Origin of the sequence: Vibrio sp. Vb0304 (assembly GCF_033338995.1) — a bacterium.
GTDB classification, from domain to species: Bacteria; Pseudomonadota; Gammaproteobacteria; order Enterobacterales; family Vibrionaceae; genus Vibrio; species Vibrio alginolyticus.
In genome coordinates, this window is record NZ_JAWOTT010000040.1 from 1 (window position 1) to 16,343 (window position 16,343).

General features: G+C 40.9%; 19 protein-coding genes. 2 read left to right on the top strand and 17 right to left on the bottom strand.

All coding sequences use genetic code 11. The features are described from left to right. Positions 1-166: 166 nt before the first annotated feature. From R7P35_RS23150 to R7P35_RS23165, 5 genes are all read right to left on the bottom strand, one after another. Positions 167-628: a GNAT family N-acetyltransferase gene (locus R7P35_RS23150; RefSeq protein WP_025559872.1), complete on the bottom strand. Its 462-nt coding sequence runs from the start codon at positions 626-628 to the stop codon at positions 167-169. A gap of 136 nt (positions 629-764) precedes the next feature. Continuing rightward, positions 765-1,115, bottom strand: coding sequence for a nucleotide pyrophosphohydrolase (locus tag R7P35_RS23155; RefSeq protein ID WP_186584884.1), 351 nt, complete (start codon positions 1,113-1,115; stop codon positions 765-767). 158 nt (positions 1,116-1,273) lie between these two features. Continuing rightward, positions 1,274-1,510, bottom strand: coding sequence for a GNAT family N-acetyltransferase (locus tag R7P35_RS26600; protein ID WP_373920927.1), 237 nt, complete (start codon positions 1,508-1,510; stop codon positions 1,274-1,276). After that, positions 1,511-1,702 (bottom strand): hypothetical protein, encoded by a 192-nt coding sequence (locus R7P35_RS23160; protein ID WP_213987358.1) that lies wholly within the window; start codon positions 1,700-1,702, stop codon positions 1,511-1,513. A gap of 708 nt (positions 1,703-2,410) precedes the next feature. Continuing rightward, a complete protein-coding gene (locus tag R7P35_RS23165; RefSeq protein WP_258458410.1) occupies positions 2,411-3,493 on the bottom strand; it encodes a protein kinase domain-containing protein in 1,083 nt (360 codons plus the stop codon). 272 nt (positions 3,494-3,765) lie between these two features. Here R7P35_RS23165 and R7P35_RS23170 point away from each other — a divergent pair, with 272 nt between their 5' ends. Then, positions 3,766-4,068: a hypothetical protein gene (locus tag R7P35_RS23170; protein WP_081280226.1), complete on the top strand. Its 303-nt coding sequence runs from the start codon at positions 3,766-3,768 to the stop codon at positions 4,066-4,068. Between the two features lie 177 nt (positions 4,069-4,245). On the opposite strand, the gene R7P35_RS23175 is transcribed toward R7P35_RS23170, so the two are convergent. From R7P35_RS23175 to R7P35_RS23195, 4 genes are all read right to left on the bottom strand, one after another. Then, on the bottom strand, positions 4,246-5,037 hold the full coding sequence (locus R7P35_RS23175; protein WP_140167826.1) for a DUF3800 domain-containing protein: 792 nt from the start codon (positions 5,035-5,037) through the stop codon (positions 4,246-4,248). 159 nt (positions 5,038-5,196) lie between these two features. Beyond that, positions 5,197-5,928 (bottom strand): HNH endonuclease, encoded by a 732-nt coding sequence (locus R7P35_RS23180; protein WP_069523617.1) that lies wholly within the window; start codon positions 5,926-5,928, stop codon positions 5,197-5,199. Between the two features lie 143 nt (positions 5,929-6,071). Then, entirely contained in the window at positions 6,072-6,512 is a 441-nt protein-coding gene (locus R7P35_RS23185) for a hypothetical protein (protein ID WP_115386102.1), read from the bottom strand. A gap of 160 nt (positions 6,513-6,672) precedes the next feature. Then, positions 6,673-6,948, bottom strand: coding sequence for a hypothetical protein (locus R7P35_RS23195; protein ID WP_170890311.1), 276 nt, complete (start codon positions 6,946-6,948; stop codon positions 6,673-6,675). 1,242 nt (positions 6,949-8,190) lie between these two features. On the opposite strand from R7P35_RS23195, the gene R7P35_RS23200 reads away from it, so the two are divergent. Then, entirely contained in the window at positions 8,191-8,421 is a 231-nt protein-coding gene (locus R7P35_RS23200) for a DUF2188 domain-containing protein (protein WP_015296894.1), read from the top strand. A gap of 183 nt (positions 8,422-8,604) precedes the next feature. Here the strand turns inward: R7P35_RS23200 and R7P35_RS23205 are convergent, their stop codons facing one another. From R7P35_RS23205 to R7P35_RS23240, 8 genes are all read right to left on the bottom strand, one after another. Next, positions 8,605-9,012, bottom strand: coding sequence for a hypothetical protein (locus tag R7P35_RS23205; RefSeq protein ID WP_318092696.1), 408 nt, complete (start codon positions 9,010-9,012; stop codon positions 8,605-8,607). A 686-nt stretch (positions 9,013-9,698) separates the two neighbouring features. After that, positions 9,699-10,088, bottom strand: coding sequence for a DUF4345 domain-containing protein (locus R7P35_RS23210; RefSeq protein ID WP_213915438.1), 390 nt, complete (start codon positions 10,086-10,088; stop codon positions 9,699-9,701). Between the two features lie 629 nt (positions 10,089-10,717). After that, positions 10,718-11,509, bottom strand: coding sequence for a Cthe_2314 family HEPN domain-containing protein (locus R7P35_RS23215; RefSeq protein WP_239939222.1), 792 nt, complete (start codon positions 11,507-11,509; stop codon positions 10,718-10,720). Between the two features lie 155 nt (positions 11,510-11,664). After that, positions 11,665-12,261, bottom strand: a complete 597-nt coding sequence (locus R7P35_RS23220) for a DJ-1/PfpI family protein (RefSeq protein WP_054866709.1) — start codon at positions 12,259-12,261, stop codon at positions 11,665-11,667. Between the two features lie 689 nt (positions 12,262-12,950). Further along, positions 12,951-13,484, bottom strand: a complete 534-nt coding sequence (locus R7P35_RS23225; protein WP_213904965.1) for a cysteine hydrolase family protein — start codon at positions 13,482-13,484, stop codon at positions 12,951-12,953. A gap of 136 nt (positions 13,485-13,620) precedes the next feature. Continuing rightward, positions 13,621-14,133, bottom strand: a complete 513-nt coding sequence (locus R7P35_RS23230) for a hypothetical protein (RefSeq protein WP_213904964.1) — start codon at positions 14,131-14,133, stop codon at positions 13,621-13,623. A 696-nt stretch (positions 14,134-14,829) separates the two neighbouring features. Next, the gene (locus tag R7P35_RS23235; protein ID WP_318092701.1) at positions 14,830-15,123 is read right to left on the bottom strand and encodes a hypothetical protein; all 294 of its coding nucleotides are present in this window, start codon (positions 15,121-15,123) and stop codon (positions 14,830-14,832) included. Between the two features lie 151 nt (positions 15,124-15,274). Further along, a complete protein-coding gene (locus R7P35_RS23240) occupies positions 15,275-15,745 on the bottom strand; it encodes a GNAT family N-acetyltransferase (RefSeq protein ID WP_239939218.1) in 471 nt (156 codons plus the stop codon). Positions 15,746-16,343: the final 598 nt, after the last annotated feature.

The window sequence follows — 16,343 nt, forward strand, 5'->3', positions numbered from 1 at the left end:
TTTAGGCCAGAACTTCTTAACGAATTAGCTAAATCTTCCATGATTGATTATCTCCATTTCTGCGAGCGCATAACGCCGCGTTAAGGGGCGATAACGCGATACTACCTAAACTTAAACATTATGCCATAAACACTTAAGCTGAGCTTTGAGCTAGAACCGCCAAGCGTTAGGAGTCCCTCTTAAACGCTTTGTTAGGCTTATGCTGCATGAGATACTCCAGCTCATTTTCACCAACCGTTACAAAACCTAGCCTTGAATACAAGTGCTTAGCGGGATTTGTTTTTAATACACTAAGCCCAACCGAACTACCCGTAAGGTTGGCTTTACCGATTAACATTGAAATAAGAGAACTTGCTATATTTTGATTTTGGTAGTTTGGATGGATTTGAATTTGGACAAGATACCATTCGTTAGAATCTTCGTTAAATTTTGCTTTGAACAAACCAGCCGAAGAACCAGCGACTTCAATAATTTTCGCATGTTCAAACTCGTATAATATTCGACTTAAATACGCATCTTTCGTTCTGGGCATACCACAATCTTTAAGGTACTGACCCATCGTTATATCACGCAGATTAAGAAGAAAGTCGACATCTGAATCTACAGCTTGTCTCAGTGAATATTCCACTATCCCTCCGGAATAAGCCTAACGCCCTGTTAAGGGGTGAGCAACGCAATACCGAAGTCGCCGCATACCGCCTTAAACACTAAAACCAACGCATGATGAAAATGCCACGCGTTGCGAATCCCTCTTGAACAGTTTGTTAGTTTTTACTATTTCCACTGAGTTCAGCAATAACTTCACCTGGCGTGACAACACGTGTTAGCAAGTGAGTTATGTCTGGATCGTCAATTGGTTCAAGAGCATAAACTGGTTTGCCGAGACCTAAAGCATAACCAATATCCATTGCTACACTTTTTCCGACGTAACCACCAAAATTTAGAATATAGGTAATGTCGGCTTTTCTAATGCGCTGCAAGCAACCATCAATACCATTAGCTTGAAGAGGCTCAGAAATAGTAGTTTCAATACCTGCATTGACCAACGTTTCTCGTATAGCCTGCATCTTTTCTAGATTCTTGAAACTTCCAGCAACATAGACAGATTTACTCATACAACTTCCCTATTTTTGCGTAAATTTTGATGTAAACACTAACGCCGCGTTAAGTGGTGAACAACGACAACCACCAAACCTAAATCATTGCGCCGTAAACACTAAATTCAAAGCAAACCGAAAATGCCAAGCGTTGTGAATCCGTCTTGAACGCTTTGTTAGCCATACTCTCGCCGCAATTTTTTGACCAAGTAATGTACAGCTGTAGATACTGGGTAGTTTTCTAACGTCATTTGGCACGAATAGCCATTCTTTTCATAAAATGGACGAGCTTGAAAGCTGAATGTCTCGACCTGTGCATATTGGCAACCTTGTGACGCGGCATGTTCTTCAAGTTGCTTGAGTAGATGTGTTCCAATGTTGCTTCCACGCAACGACTCTGCGACCCACAACAACTAAACATGGAGCCAATTATCCCAAATTTCTGCGGTAATACCTGCTATTTTGTCTTGTTCATCGTTGTAAACATAGATTGCTACTGGTTGCTCAACTACGCCTTCAAGGTGCTCATCATTGTATTTTCTAAGATGTGAGCGGATTTCCTCAATGTCGCTAATTTTCGGGCTCGAATCTAGCTCAATTTTCATAGTTATTCCTTGTATGGCTAACGCCGCGTTAAGTGGTGAACAACGCAAACCACCAAACCTAAACCATTGTACCTTAAACACTTAACGTGACTGGAACTGAAATCGCCAAGCGTTGTGAATCCGCCTTAAACGCCTTGTTAGGCGAAGTATCCAACCAGTGTTTAAGTTATTTGGAAAGCAGATTACCCGAAACAAAATAAGCAACCAAACACCCACTGACTTTTTGTGATTCAAGAACCATAAAAGCCACTATATTACAGCCGAAATTTCGATAACCACGAAATACAGACTTTCAGCGAGAAAGTGGCTTTTGAACCTGAGAAACCAAAAACTGCGAAATGACAGCGAATACGAAAGCTTCTTTGAACTAGCCCTTTCCACACCTTAAGCCAGTGAAATTCACCACCGACCAACACTGAAAACCAATGAGGCAACCCACGAATTTTGACATGTTTTACGGTTGGAGAGGTTCAAGGACTTGAGCCGGCAATGCTGAATTGCCGACTTAGAAAAACGAACTGCCAGAGGGAACAAGAATATTAGAACTAAGAACTTTTTTGCCCTTTGCCTAACGCCCAATTAAGGTGTGAAGCACGCGACCACAACACTCAATTTGACCATCGTAATCACTACACTCAACCCAAACCAAAAATGCCAAGCGTGCTGAATCACTCTTAAATTGTTTGTTAAGTGCCACTTTTTAGGTGACTACTCCTTACTAAATCGTGCTTCAAACGTAGTCCAAACATTATATAAATGAGGATGAGATGTACTTAGTGGCTCTGACTTGAGTTCATTGCCAAGATGCATTTCAATAGCTCGTAGCTGATCGTAATCACGATTACTCAGTACTTCGATTTGTTGAAGCAAGAATGCCTTTACCTCATCGAGTGACGGCCTTTCTTCTGGACTTATAGACAGCATTGACTGAATGAAATCTTTATATTTACTATCAAGGTTCTGCTCTTGATCTATGATGCAACAGCCATTTTTGATCCATTTCTTCCATTCGTTGCTTCTCACCCACTTTTTAGTATTACCCTCTTTAGGCTCAGGCCAAAAGTCATCTAACTTAATACCTACAGGGTGAAAGCCACTAGTTAAAAACTCATATAAGATTACACCTAGAGCAAAAATATCTGTTTTCTCAGATAATTCCTCATGATTCCATTGCTCTGGTGCTACATATGGCCTTGTCCCATCATAATTACCATAGTTCCTAAACGCATTGGCTAAACCAAAGTCAGCAACCATAGCAAACTTGTAGACATCTAGATTTTCAGGTTCACGCAGGTTTAATTTGAGATCTCGAATAAAGATATTTCCAGGTTTCAGGTCTTGATGACACACCAAACCATTTGCATAACAATGATTAAGGCCTAAACAGACGTAGTAGATTAGGGATAATTTCTCTACTTCTGAAGAGTTTCCAATTTTCATAAGTTTATTTAAGTCACTGCCCCAATAACGAAACAGCGCAATAGGTACTCCCATCACTTCATCGAAGTGATAAGCCCAGTTCACAAATGAATTATGATAATAGTCCAGTTGGTTTTTCAATTCTTGAACAAAGCGACTTGCTGTTTCTTCTTTAGAGACACCTTTTTTAAGCTTAGGGACTTTCACACATATGTATCTTGAAGAAACAACAGCTTCACCTTGATCAAAAATATAAATATCACCTGCCATTCCAGATGTTTTAGCGATACATTCCGTATTGCCCTTTAAACGGGTAGACAACATGAACTCTTTGTATTTTTCTTCTAGTGAATAAAAATCTATATTTTCCATCTATTTCTCTACAGATTTGTACGTATACTCGTGCCCGTGGCACTTAACGCCCTGCTAAGGGGTGAGCAACGCAATATAAAAGCCACCGCAAACCACCTTAATCACTAAATTCAACGCATAGTAAAAATGCCACGCGTTGCGAATCCCTCTTGAGCAGTTTGTTAGTCGCGAGGCACCGAGCGACAATTTTAAGCCGAACTAAACTTTGCGAACAACAAACTTTATGTGCTTTGATGCATTTAAGTCAGGCGTAGTCTCAAAGCGGCTACTCAATGAAACCACTTAGAACAAACAACGTCGTAGAAAACGGACTGACAACACCAAAAAGCGCTTTTGGAAAGCCAATCTCACAGTACGGACTTTCAACAAAGTCACTGAAACCACGTGGAACTTACCACACCAGAGAAAACGTCATTTCAGCGAGTAAATCGGCTTTTGTACCAACAAACTCACCGAGCGGAGTTGCAAGCAAAAATAGACTCTCGATTGCCCTGTTCTGTCAGCACCAAAGAACAAAACAACCGCTAGGACACTTGCCAAACTTTAGGCTTAAAACAGCAGAAACTGAGTTTTGACCATCGACGATGAACTTGTGCGCTAAACAAGCAACTGCCAGATTTTGAGCTTAGAAACATGATTTTGATTACTAGCTTTTTCTGGCGACTAACGCCGCATTAAGGTGTGAGCGGCGCTTGGCTATACTTGAGCGAAGCGAAACTGCCAAGCGTTGCGAATCACTCTTAAATGCTTTGTTAGGTACGTTTAGGAAGCGCATACTTTAGCTCAACAGGCTTAGTTTCAACCTCTCTTACCCCTTGAGTACGGTCATGAAAATACCAAATATTGAACTTCCTTTCATGCGGTTTGGTATCGTACCCCAAAGAATCCCACCCTAAATATTGTGCGACTTTTTCAGCGACTTTTAGCTTAGCGGGTGATGTTGCAGCACCTTGAAAAGCACTCATAACGGCACCTAACAGAAAGTCGGAAATTTGAATATTTTCTGATTTCTTTGAGTCTTTTTCGACAACGGACTTAATAGGGTTTTCTCCATTAAAGCTACGGCGAAGAGTTCGGTTAGCTATAATATGAAAAGCTTCATCTGCTTTATCATATCGAGAAGCTATCGGGTCAACTTCAATTCTAAATTCACACTGTCGATTCGGATGAGCTTTTTTAACGGCTGAAATTTTCGTCGTGATTAACTTAGTAAAGTGCTTTCGCATAGCAAGGTCATAATCACCACCATGATATTGCTTGTTCACCATACCCTTTCTGATAACAATACAGTGAAACGCTAACCATTGATGTTTAAAAAACATATCTATCAAATCTGAATAAAATTCAGCATAGTGTTTTTTATGGGCTTTTTGCCACTTAATTTCATCGTGGTATCTATGCTTGTCACGAAGCTCTCTAACCTTTTGAGCAAAATCACCACGTCTTTGATACTTCATCCACAAAGAACCAAATCCGTAATATTTTTGCCCTCCGACACCAGATTCGTCACATGCTACATGCCAGATGAGTTTCCCTTGTTGCACCCCGCACCTCCACAATATTCATTTGTAAGCGATAAAGTACCTAACGCCAAATTAAGGTGTGAACAACGCTAACCACCCCACCTAAAGCATTGTGCAATAAACACTAAACTGGCTTGAAGTGAAAGTGCCAAGCGTTGTGAATCACTCTTAAATTTATTGTTAGGGCTTATATACGAACTCATTGTGGTATGTAATGTAATCTTCTGAAACTTGATGCCCTTCAACAACTCTAAGAGTACCTCTATCAAGTTTAATTGCACCATAATCCAACATCGCATGATGATTAGGGCAAAGGCAGATCATATTTTCAATTACGTCTGGACCGCTATGTGGCGAACCTAATGGCTTAATGTGATGTGCTTCAGCATACAATTTCCCTTCTGGCATATCCAATGCTGTACCACATAATTGACATTTATATGAATGAAGTATCTTTACTTTTAACGACAACGAGGAATCCCGTATAATACGAGATGTAGTTATATCTTCTCTTTCTGGTATATCTAGATCACATGGCTTTAGATCAAATACCTTTGAAAGATATGGAGACCAATTATACTCCTTTGACTTGGAAATCTGTTCACTCCACCATAGATAATCTCCATCATCTTTTCCAAACAGATTGAAGTACCCTTTACCGGGTTCCATGGTAGAAAGGTTAATTATAAGCCCTGTTATTCCCGGCTTATCATTAGATTCAGTCCAATTTGCCAAAGAAGAAAGTCCCTGTTGTTTTAGGCTTTCTCCCCATTTCTCTCTAAGTTTTGGTAAACCAAGCTGAGTATGACATTCTTTGTACCCAATAAACGTTTCGGGTCTTCCCGGTTTAGCTTTATCGAGTTTAGAAACCAGAAGTTCAAGTAAGGTTCTTCCTTGATCATCTAAGTTCATTGTTAACCTCCTGACTATATAAGCCCTAACGCCCGCTTAAGTGGTGAGCAACGTTACCACAACACTCAATTATTGCGCCGTAATCACAAAAACCAATTAAAACCAAAACCGCCGAGCGTTGCGAATCCGTCTTAAAGCGTTTGTTATAGCTCTCTACACAAATATTCGATACCGGAACAAGCAAGTATAATTATTACAGACAATCCTAGGGCAAATAGGGAAAATGGATATGTTGTTTCATTCGGATATGCTGTAACTATGTACACGCTTGAAAACAGATACCCTCCAGAAATCGTACGATATACACCTAATAGAGAAAACCCAACTCTTCTCGCAACCGGCTCGATTATGTCGTGAGTAGCCGATGAAAACTGTGTTTGTGCACTTTGCTGTTTGGCAAGAGCTAAATAGAGCATTGAGACAACGCCTAGCACTGCCAAATAGATGAAAACGGGATCTCCGGGATTTATTGCTTTTATGTAGGTATTTAAAGCTTCTTTCCCGCTACTCTCAGCAACTATCCTCGCAGAAATGCCACCAAGGAGCAAAGCACATAAAAGCTCAATTATTAGGTTGTTCTTCATTTAATCTCTATACTATTTAGTTACTTGAGCTATAACGCCCTGTTAAGGGGTGAGCAACGCAATACAAAAGCCGCCGCATACCACCTTAAACACCAAAACCAACGCATAGTAAAAATGCCACGCGTTGCGAATCCCTCTTGAACAGTTTGTTATAACTCATTTACTCAGTGGGTTCGAAAAAATTTGGAAGCAATAATTCTGTTTTATTACTAACAACCCAAGAATAAACATGCAGGTTCTCGTTTGTTAGTTCTTTGATTCGATGATCGGTTTCGATATTGTTTTTCCGTGTTTGTTCCCAAACCTTCGAGACTTTTCTATGAAATGTTAATAGTACTTTTTCATTCTCAGGATCAAAGACTAACGTTCTGACAAAATTACCAACAGCCTGAATCTTGAAGGTTTCTTCATCTTTAGGGTGAAAAAAATATTTCATATGACCTCCTGAGTTATAACGCCGCGTTAAGTGGTGAACAACGCCAACCACCAAACCTAAACCATTGTACCTTAAACACTTAACCTGACTGGAAACAAAATCGCCAAGCGTTGTGAATCCGCCTTAAACGCCTTGTTAGGCGATGTTTCCAACCAGTGTTTAAGTGGTTTTGAAAGCAGATTACCTGAAACCCTATAGCCAACAAAATGCACACACACTTTTTGCGATTCAAGAACCACAAATATCACTATGTTTCAGCCAAGATTCCAACGACCACGGAATGCAGACCTTCAGCAACAAATTAGGTTTTGAGCCCGAAAAAACCAAAGTTGCAAACTTACAGCGAAAACGAAAGCCTCGATTGACTTGCCCCTACCACACTTTGAGCCAGTGGAATTAACAACCAACCGACTATGAAAACCAATGAGGCAATCCACGAATTTTCGCATGTTTTACGGCTGGAGAGGTTCAAGAATTTGAGCCGACAATACCAAATTGCCGACGCAGAAAAACGAATGCTAAAAGAGAACTAAGAAAATGAGAACAAAGAACTTTTCTGCCCGTCGCCTAACGCCGCGTTAAGGCGTGACGTGATGCGTGCCAAACTTGAGCGAAGCGAAACTGGCACGCGTTGCGGAATCGCTCTTAAACGCTTTGTTATGTGTTGCCTATTGAAGCCTAAGTTTTCTGGCCTTTTCAATAATTTCACTAGGTAAACGATTTGAACTAATAACCATATCCAAAGCATCGTATTCGCGGTGATCATTGAATATACGCCTAGATTGCGATATTCGAGTAATACAACCAGACTCTTGATAGCCCTCTAAAGCTATCAAGTGCTCAATCAAATCCTCTTTTGACCAGTTTTGATCCTAAAACAACTCGTAGTATTTGACAAAACACTCTTTTCCGATTGATCGTAAGCTACGATCTAACTGTTTATCATCCATAGTGCTAGCTACCTGCGAACAAATCTCCCTTGATAAGTATGGCAGATAGTCAATAAGACACATAACGCCTTGTTAAGGGGTGAGCAACGCAATACCTAAGCTGCTGCATACCACCTTAAACACTAAACCCAACGCATAGTAAAAATGCCACGCGTTGCGAATCCCTCTTGAACAAATTGTTAGGCATACTCTTGAATATACCACTTGAATTAACCTGTACAAATACCCATGTATCATTTGTGTGGTTGCACACATTGGTGATCCTATAACTTATTCATTTGAGGTAAATTTTATGGCAAAGAATGACTACAACGTTTATCAAGGTTCAGATGGAACTTGGCGTGGCAAGCGTCAGGATGCAAGTCGAGCAAGCATTACAGGCAAAACTCAAAAAGAAGTATTTGAGAAAACTCGTGAGCTAGCGAAAAAAGCGCAATCTGAAGTATCTATACATAGAGGTGACAACAACAAAATCCGAGATAAACATAGTTACGGAAACGACCCAAAAAGCTCTAAAGGTTAAACTCTAAAAGATTGGGAGAAGGAACTCCCATTCAGTTAACTGCCGCTTATATGCCTAACGCCCTGCTAAGGGGTGAGCAACGCAATACCTAAGCAGCCGCAAACCACCTTAGTCACTAAATTCAACGCATAGTAAAAATGCCACACGTTGCGAATCCCTCTTGAGCAGTTTGTTAGCTGTGTTTTACAACACGAGCTTTGCTCCCAACATACCAAGAGCTGCGATAGCTACCATCGTAAACCAAAGGTAAATCATAAAAGATAGGTATAACGAAAATAAACCTCTCATAGCTTTATCTAAGTTTGCACCTTCATCGTGCTGTAAGAAGTACGCTAGTTCTGCTGTAGGTATTGATCCAGCAAAGCTCTTAAATTTGAACTTTACCATCATCAAGCCCATTGAGACTGGAAGACTAGATACTAATAAAATGATTCCCACCGAAGTCCAGACATTCTCAGGGGATTCATTACCTAAAACTACTGCTGCCCCGATCAACACTAAAAGCATTCCTAGAAAGCCCTTAAAAGATGACAACAATGAGTCTCTTGTTTTTATATACAGCCAGAATAGCGGCTTATCGAATTTTCTCATTTTTTCCTCAAACAGCTAACGCCGCGTTAAGTGGTGAACAACGCTAACCACTAAACTTAAGCCATTGTACCTTAAACACTAAATTCAACTTGAACTGAAATCGCCAAGCGTTGTGAATCCGCCTTAAACGCCTTGTTAGGCGAAGTTTCCCCACCTGTGTTTAAGTTATTTTGAAAGTAGATTACTCGAAACAAAATAAGCAACCAAACACCCACTGACGTTTTGTGATTCAAGAACCATAAAAGCCACTATGTTTCAGCCAAGATTTTAACAACCACGAAATGCTGACCTTCAGCAACAAAGCAGGTTTTGAACCCGAAAATGCCAAAGCTACAAACTAGCAGCAAAATCGAAAGCCTCAATTGACTTGCCCTTGCCACACTTTGAGCCAGTGAAACTCACAACCAACCGACTATGAAAGCCAATGAGGCAACCCGCAAACCTTGGCATGTTTTACGGCCAGAGAGATTCAAGAATTTGAACCGACAATCTTGAATTGCCGACTTAGAAAAACGAATGCTCAAAGAGACCTAAAAAAATGAAAACAAAGAACTTTCCTGCCCGTCGCCTAACGCCCTGTTAAGGGGTAAGCAACGCAATACCAAAGCCACCGCATACCAGCTTAAACACTAAAACCAACGCATAGTGAAAATCCCAAGCGTTGCGAATCCCTCTTGAACAGTTTGTTAGGCATTTGCTACCGGTGCCTCTGACTTTCTCAGGTATAGAGCTAATAACCCAAAAACTAACTCTGCAATTAAATAAACATACATTAGTGTATTAGGTTGACCGTCAAACAAGATACCAATTAGACGACCAAACGCCATAGATAACAATGTAATAGCTACAATGATTAAAGCCAAAGTGACATCTTGCTTAATCTTGAGGACGAGTATCAAAGCAAGACCGATTGCAAACTGGGCACCACCATACGTAGCCCTAAAATCAATAGTTGCAGAGGTAGAATTGGGGCTTGAGCCTGTAATTAAGTTTGCCATGTCTACTGGGAACACAGCAAAGATAGCTCCGTAGAGCAAAAAGAATAGCGCAGTTAAGTAAACTAATAATTTCGACATACCTACTCCCTTAGGTTCGAAAAGATGCCTAACGCCGCATTAAGGGGTGAACAACGCAAACCACCTAACTTAAACCATTGTGCCGTAAACACTAAAGCTAATTCAAACCAAAACTGCCAAGCGTTGTGAATCCCTCTTGAATGCTTTGTTAGTTGCCAAACTTAAAGCCTTGATTTGAAGTTGATTGCCGCTTTGCCAACACTAACTTTACGTACGTTGAAAAACTAAAATCAGGCGCAGATCCAAAGCGCCTGTCACTGAAACCACTTGGAACAGATAGCGCCGTAGAAAGCGGACTAACAACACCAAAAAGATCTTTTGGAAAAACAATGCCACAAAGCTGACTTTCAACAAGTAAATCGGCTTCTGAAACGGCAAACCAAACTAGGAAAAGATCGAAGCTCAATTCCGCGAGCCAAGATCCCGAAGTTCGAAGTGCAGAATCAAGCAAAGCACACGAGCGATTAGACCTAAACACTCTGTTTTAGCTGCGATTTTCTCGTTGGCAACTAACGCCGCATTAAGGTGTGAGCAACGCTACCACAAAACTTAACCAGACCACCGTAAACACTAAACCCAACGATGGAATGAAAAATGCCATGCGTTGGGAATCACTCTTAAATGCTTTGTTAGCTATCTTTTTCGCAGTGCAGAGGAAAATGTTGCGACACTCCCATTGCAGAGCCACGTGATAATCTAAGGTGTGTATCACGATAATGGGCATAGCAATTATCAACTAAGTCGATTGTAGCTTTTAGTGCAACCTGTACCTCTTGCACAACTAGTTCACAAATTTTGTCACGGGAACTTTCATAAATACCGACTAAATCATAACCAGTATTGTCGATGACTTTGCCCTCCATCCATGACATGTTTTTGAACATCTGGTCGTCACCTGTATAAAGCTCACTAAAACCTTTATGAGCTCGGTCATTACGATCGGCTCTCAGTTCTTCACCAGTTTTATCTAAGATTATTAAGTCTTCAAGAATTTCTGGATGCTGAGTTTTAAGCGCCTTTTTCAGCTGCTTTATATTCAACTGAAAGTCGGAAAGACCAAGCTCCAAGACTTCATTCACAAAGTGGAAAGCTATATCTCGCAGACTGGAAAAACGAAATAGCGTCAAGTCTATGATAGATTTAAGCCAGTCGTATCTGTTTATATCTTGAACACTAGATTTCACTGGAACAGTCTCAACTCCAAGCATTTGAGGGATTACCCGTAAATCGATGAACTGCTGCTCAAGCATATTAAACCGAACATAAGTTAAATGTGCGTAAGCCATGTGTGGGTCAGCATCAGAAAACTCTCGCCAATTTTGGTAAGGCAAGTCATGGAGAAAATAACAATTTATCGAATCATATAAGACCCCTTTGAAGCGAGAATCTTCCAAATCCCACCAATAATATTCATTCTTCATAGACACTCACAATTTCCGATTGATAGCTAACGCCTTGTTAAGGTGTGAGGCACGCAATACTGAAGCCTCTGCATACCACCTTAATCACTAAACCTAACGCATAGTAAAAATGCCACGCGTGCCGAATCACCCTTGAACAATTTGTTAGGCAAATTTTAAAGATATGCACCGACTACTGACATGCAGTGCTGAACCGTGTTCTCTTTTTCACCGACTGGCGCGACATAATGAATTGCCGATTCAGCATCCGCCCTACTCGACAACTTACTAATAACCCACGCAGCTAAGTACTTTGATGACAAACAACCACCTGCTGTTGCAAGATTACCATTAGCATAAAATGGCTGCTCTAGAACGGTCACTCCTGATTCGACAACCCAAGGTCTCGTTGTTAAATCGGTACAAGCTGGTATTTGATGCAGTAAGCCAAGCACGGACATGAGCAAAGTACCTGAACATTGCCCACCAATTAACTGAGTTTCAGGGTTTAGCTTTAACCTTGAAAGTATATCTCTATCTTGAGCAATATCGCGCGTTAGTACACCGCTACCAAACAATACAACGTTGGCTTGATTCGCAAACTCTAGAGGCTGTTGAGATTGAATTGTAACTCCGTTCATTGAAGTGACGTACTGAGATGGACTCGTTATTTGCACGTTCCAACCTACGTCTTTCATTCGGTTTAAAATTCCCGCTGCTATAAATGAATCAAGTTCATTAAATCCGTCAAATGTTAGTACTGCGATATCCATATCTACTCCTATTTGCCTAACGCCTTGCTAAGGTGTGAGTAACGCAATACAAAAGCTACCGCACAGCGCCTTAATCACCATAAGCCACCGCAAAGTAAAAATGCCACGCGTTACGAATCACTCTTAAGCAATTTGTTAGTACATGCGCTACTTCTATTTATGCGCTCCAAGATATTGAAAACTGGCATGATATGAAAGGCTTTGAACACTGAAGTGAGACGGGCAGCTACAAAACTTAAAATCGATAGAGAGACGAAAGTTGGCTAGAAGAAAAACGCACTGAACAACCCTACTTTCGCTTGCTTCAAATTAGAAAAGGATTCTTTCCTCGTACTTCAACAGCCACACCAAAAGTAATCAAGGTTCTCTCAAAAGCCACCACGAAAATGAAGAAGCGCCAAAGAAATAGGCTAAGAGTTAGAAACCGTAAACGGAGAAATCAAAGCGAACACTCCGCATATAGTGCCACCGGAAAGAACGTGAAAGGAACAAACTGTAAGGTGTAAAGACGGGCGCCAAAACAGATAAACACCAAAACTTATGACCTTTAATATCAAACCCGTACTAACGCCCAATTAAGGTGTGAAGCGCGCAACCACGACACTCAATTTAACCACCGTATATCACCAAACTTAAACCAAACTAAAAATGCCAAGCGTGCTGAATCACTCTTAAATTGCTTGTTAGCCCTATGCCCAAAGGTTGCACGCCTCTACCGCTTCGATTTTAACACCGAAACTAGAAATGCTAGGTAACGTGGCATTGTGGTGCTCTCGAATTTGAGCCCCACTGGCGTGCTCCTTATCATGAGTTGTGTGAGCATCCGAAACCAAAGTTACGGGGTAGCCTAAACCTGCAGCTCTGCGAATGGTGGTATCAACGCAAAACTCTGAGGCGTAGCCACACACAATTAAGCTATCTACATCGAGTTCATTCAAAACACTTTGAAGATTAGTATTCAAGAAAGAGTCTGGTGTTGTTTTGCGAACGAAATGGTCACCAGTTTGTGTAATTAAGCTCGACTGTAATGCCCAACCAACGCTTTTGTATTCAATAACAGATTTAGGTTGCTCGTGCTGGACAAAGATAACTGGAACAGACTTAGCACGCGCTAATTTCGTAAGTTCATTAATTTTGGTTAGTACGATTTGTGATTCAAATGGTTGAGGTTCCGGGTCGAACAGAATCGACTGAACATCAATAACTAATACTGCAGATTTCATTGTTTTCCTCTGATAGGGCTAACGCCTTGTTAAGGTGTGAGGCACGCAATACCGAAGCCTCCGCAGAGCACCTTAACCACCAAAACCAACGCATAGTAAAAATGCCACGCGTGCCGAATCACTCTTGAACAATTTGTTATGCATATTTCACACAGGTGCGCCAAAACTCCAAATCTTGAAGGGTGATTTTGTCACCCCAACCATCGTTTTGTGAAAACAATGAGAACTTGAACGGTGTTAAAACCGGCAGTTGTTCTATGCCACTAGCTGAAATGACATTTTCAAGTGCAACCATTGATTGTTCGTTTTCAGCCGCTCCCCAAAAACTACCCCACAAAATATCGGTTACCCCACCAACAATAGTCCTAAATTGACTCTCGCCGATACCGTTTTGAGCGAGGGAAAGCTGTAAATCCTCGGGAAATTCGTCACCTAGCCCACAATTTACTAAAGTGGGTCGTTTAGATTCCCAAGGCTCGAATTCGTCTGGACCATCAACGAGAAACCAATCCCATAAGTGCTCTAAAAACTCCTGATTATCATGATGTTCTAAACCATGAAGAACACAGAAGCGCTCAAAGACAAGCAGACCAATTGCAGCTCGTGCATTGATAGACAACCTTTTACATTCGCTCGTATATGAGTTCATTATTCTCTCTAATATGCATAACGCCGCGTTAAGTGGTGAGCAACGCAGACCACCGACCTAAAATATTGTGCCGTACACACTAAAGCTAAACCAAACGAAAAATGCCACGCGTTGCGAATCCGTCTTTAACGCTTTGTTAGCTTATTACTTCCCGAGCATTCTAAACTAAAACAACAACTTATTTTGACATTAAACGGGAAGTCGAGATTATAAACATAGCCGAAAACTTCAGGTGATGAACTTAGTATTAACTTGAGCTTAGCCAAAACCGCCGAGCGTGGAGACTCACGGAACTTCACCCACCAATGCTCGTATTAGATTTGCTGCTTTCACGTGCAAAACTTTGCCATGAATGAAATAGAGGCGGAACTGAAATTACAACCAACAAACCAAGACCAAGTAACGTTACGACCGCACACGGTAATAATGACCGCTAAAAAAAATGTTACTAACTACCGCTGATACAACCAAAATATTTGCCAATCAGATTGCTCATTTTGACGATATGCCCTACCTGACATCAGCTATATGAGTTTGATTTTTCAGACGGTAAGCTAACGCCCTGTTAAGGTGTGAGCAACGCGATACAAAAGCCGCCGCATACCACCTTAATCACTTAAACCAACGCATAGTAAAAATGCCACGCGTTGCGAATCACTCTTAAACAGTTTGTTATGTGATTACTGACAGTTATCGCTACACTCTCGTACAACTGAACACATGATGCTCATTAAACTCAATTTCATCACCCAGCTTCAAGCTCTTGAACGCGACGCTAATACTTGGGTCAAAACCACTAATTTTACCTTGGTATGTTTTCGCGGCTATCTCTTTAACAGATGTTACTGTAATTCTTTCACAATCATATCGAAGAGTTACAGAATCGCCTGCATTGATACCGGAATACTCGATCGGTTTCCCTGGGGTATGGTCACTTATTACTGAATATGTAATCGCTGTTTCAAATCCTAATTCTTCTGCATTTTTCATAATATTTCCTTCAATCACATAACGCCTTGTTAAGGTGTGAGGCACGCAATACCTAAGCTTCCGCATACCACCTTAACCACTAGAACTAACGCATAGTAAAAATGCCACGCATGCCGAATCACTCTTGAACAATTTGTTATGTAGCCGACTTTCAGGTTAGTGCTTTCTGTCCAATTTGGATCTTGGGCTCAATACCAGCTTTGCGATACAAAGCTAGAGCTGATTCATTGAAAGAATATACTTCTAACCACAGCTCTTCTCCGCCGTTAGAAATAGCCCTTTCCTCAAATGCCGCTATTAGCGCCACTCCAACACCTTGACTCCTAAAGCATGAATCCACAACAATCTGTTCAACGTTTGCGATCTTTCGCTCTTTGAGAGTCCAAGACTTACGAACCCATAGCTCACCAAAAACAAAACCTACTAACTGCCCTTTGCTTTCGGCTACCAGAAAAATCGAGCTTTCACTTTTGATTATCTTGTGTAGGTCTATTTTTTGTTCAATTTCTTCCGGTGATAAAAAGTCATCAGGTAAATTTGCTTGATGATACTCATTAAGCTGAAACTGTAGTTTCTTGATAACACTGATATCTTCAATGCGAGCTTGCCGAATATTTAACATATATAAATCCTTTTAACTTACCGTCCTCTCGCGGCTACATAACGCCCTGTTAAGGGGTGAGCAACGCAATACATAAGCCGCCGCATACAACCTTAAACACTTAAACCAACGCATAGTAAAAATGCCACGCGTTGCGAATCCCTCTTAAACAGTTTGTTAGCTGTTTCGTATTAGGAGACTGAACTATTAACGTAAAAATAACCAACAAGACCAACCGTGCCGTATAAAAGTGCCTTCAGAGAAGCTAGCCAGTTACTTTTAATATTAAGTAAAGTCACCACAATTGAGGATACCATCGCACAACACCACATCAAGACAACTAAACAAGCAAACAATAAATCTATAACGTCACCTAACCCATAAGGTTCTCCGGGTGAGACCGCTATATGCCCATAAATTTGAGATTTATATAGTAGCCCAGAGAAAGCAAAAAATGGACTAAAACAATACTGAACGCTAATAACTTATTAAATCTTGCTTCCATTTAGTTTCACTCTCCAATACCACATTGCACAAACAGCTAACGCCCGCTTAAGTGGTGAGCAACGCAATACGATATTTCTGCAAACCGCCTAAATCACTAAACTTAACGCATGAT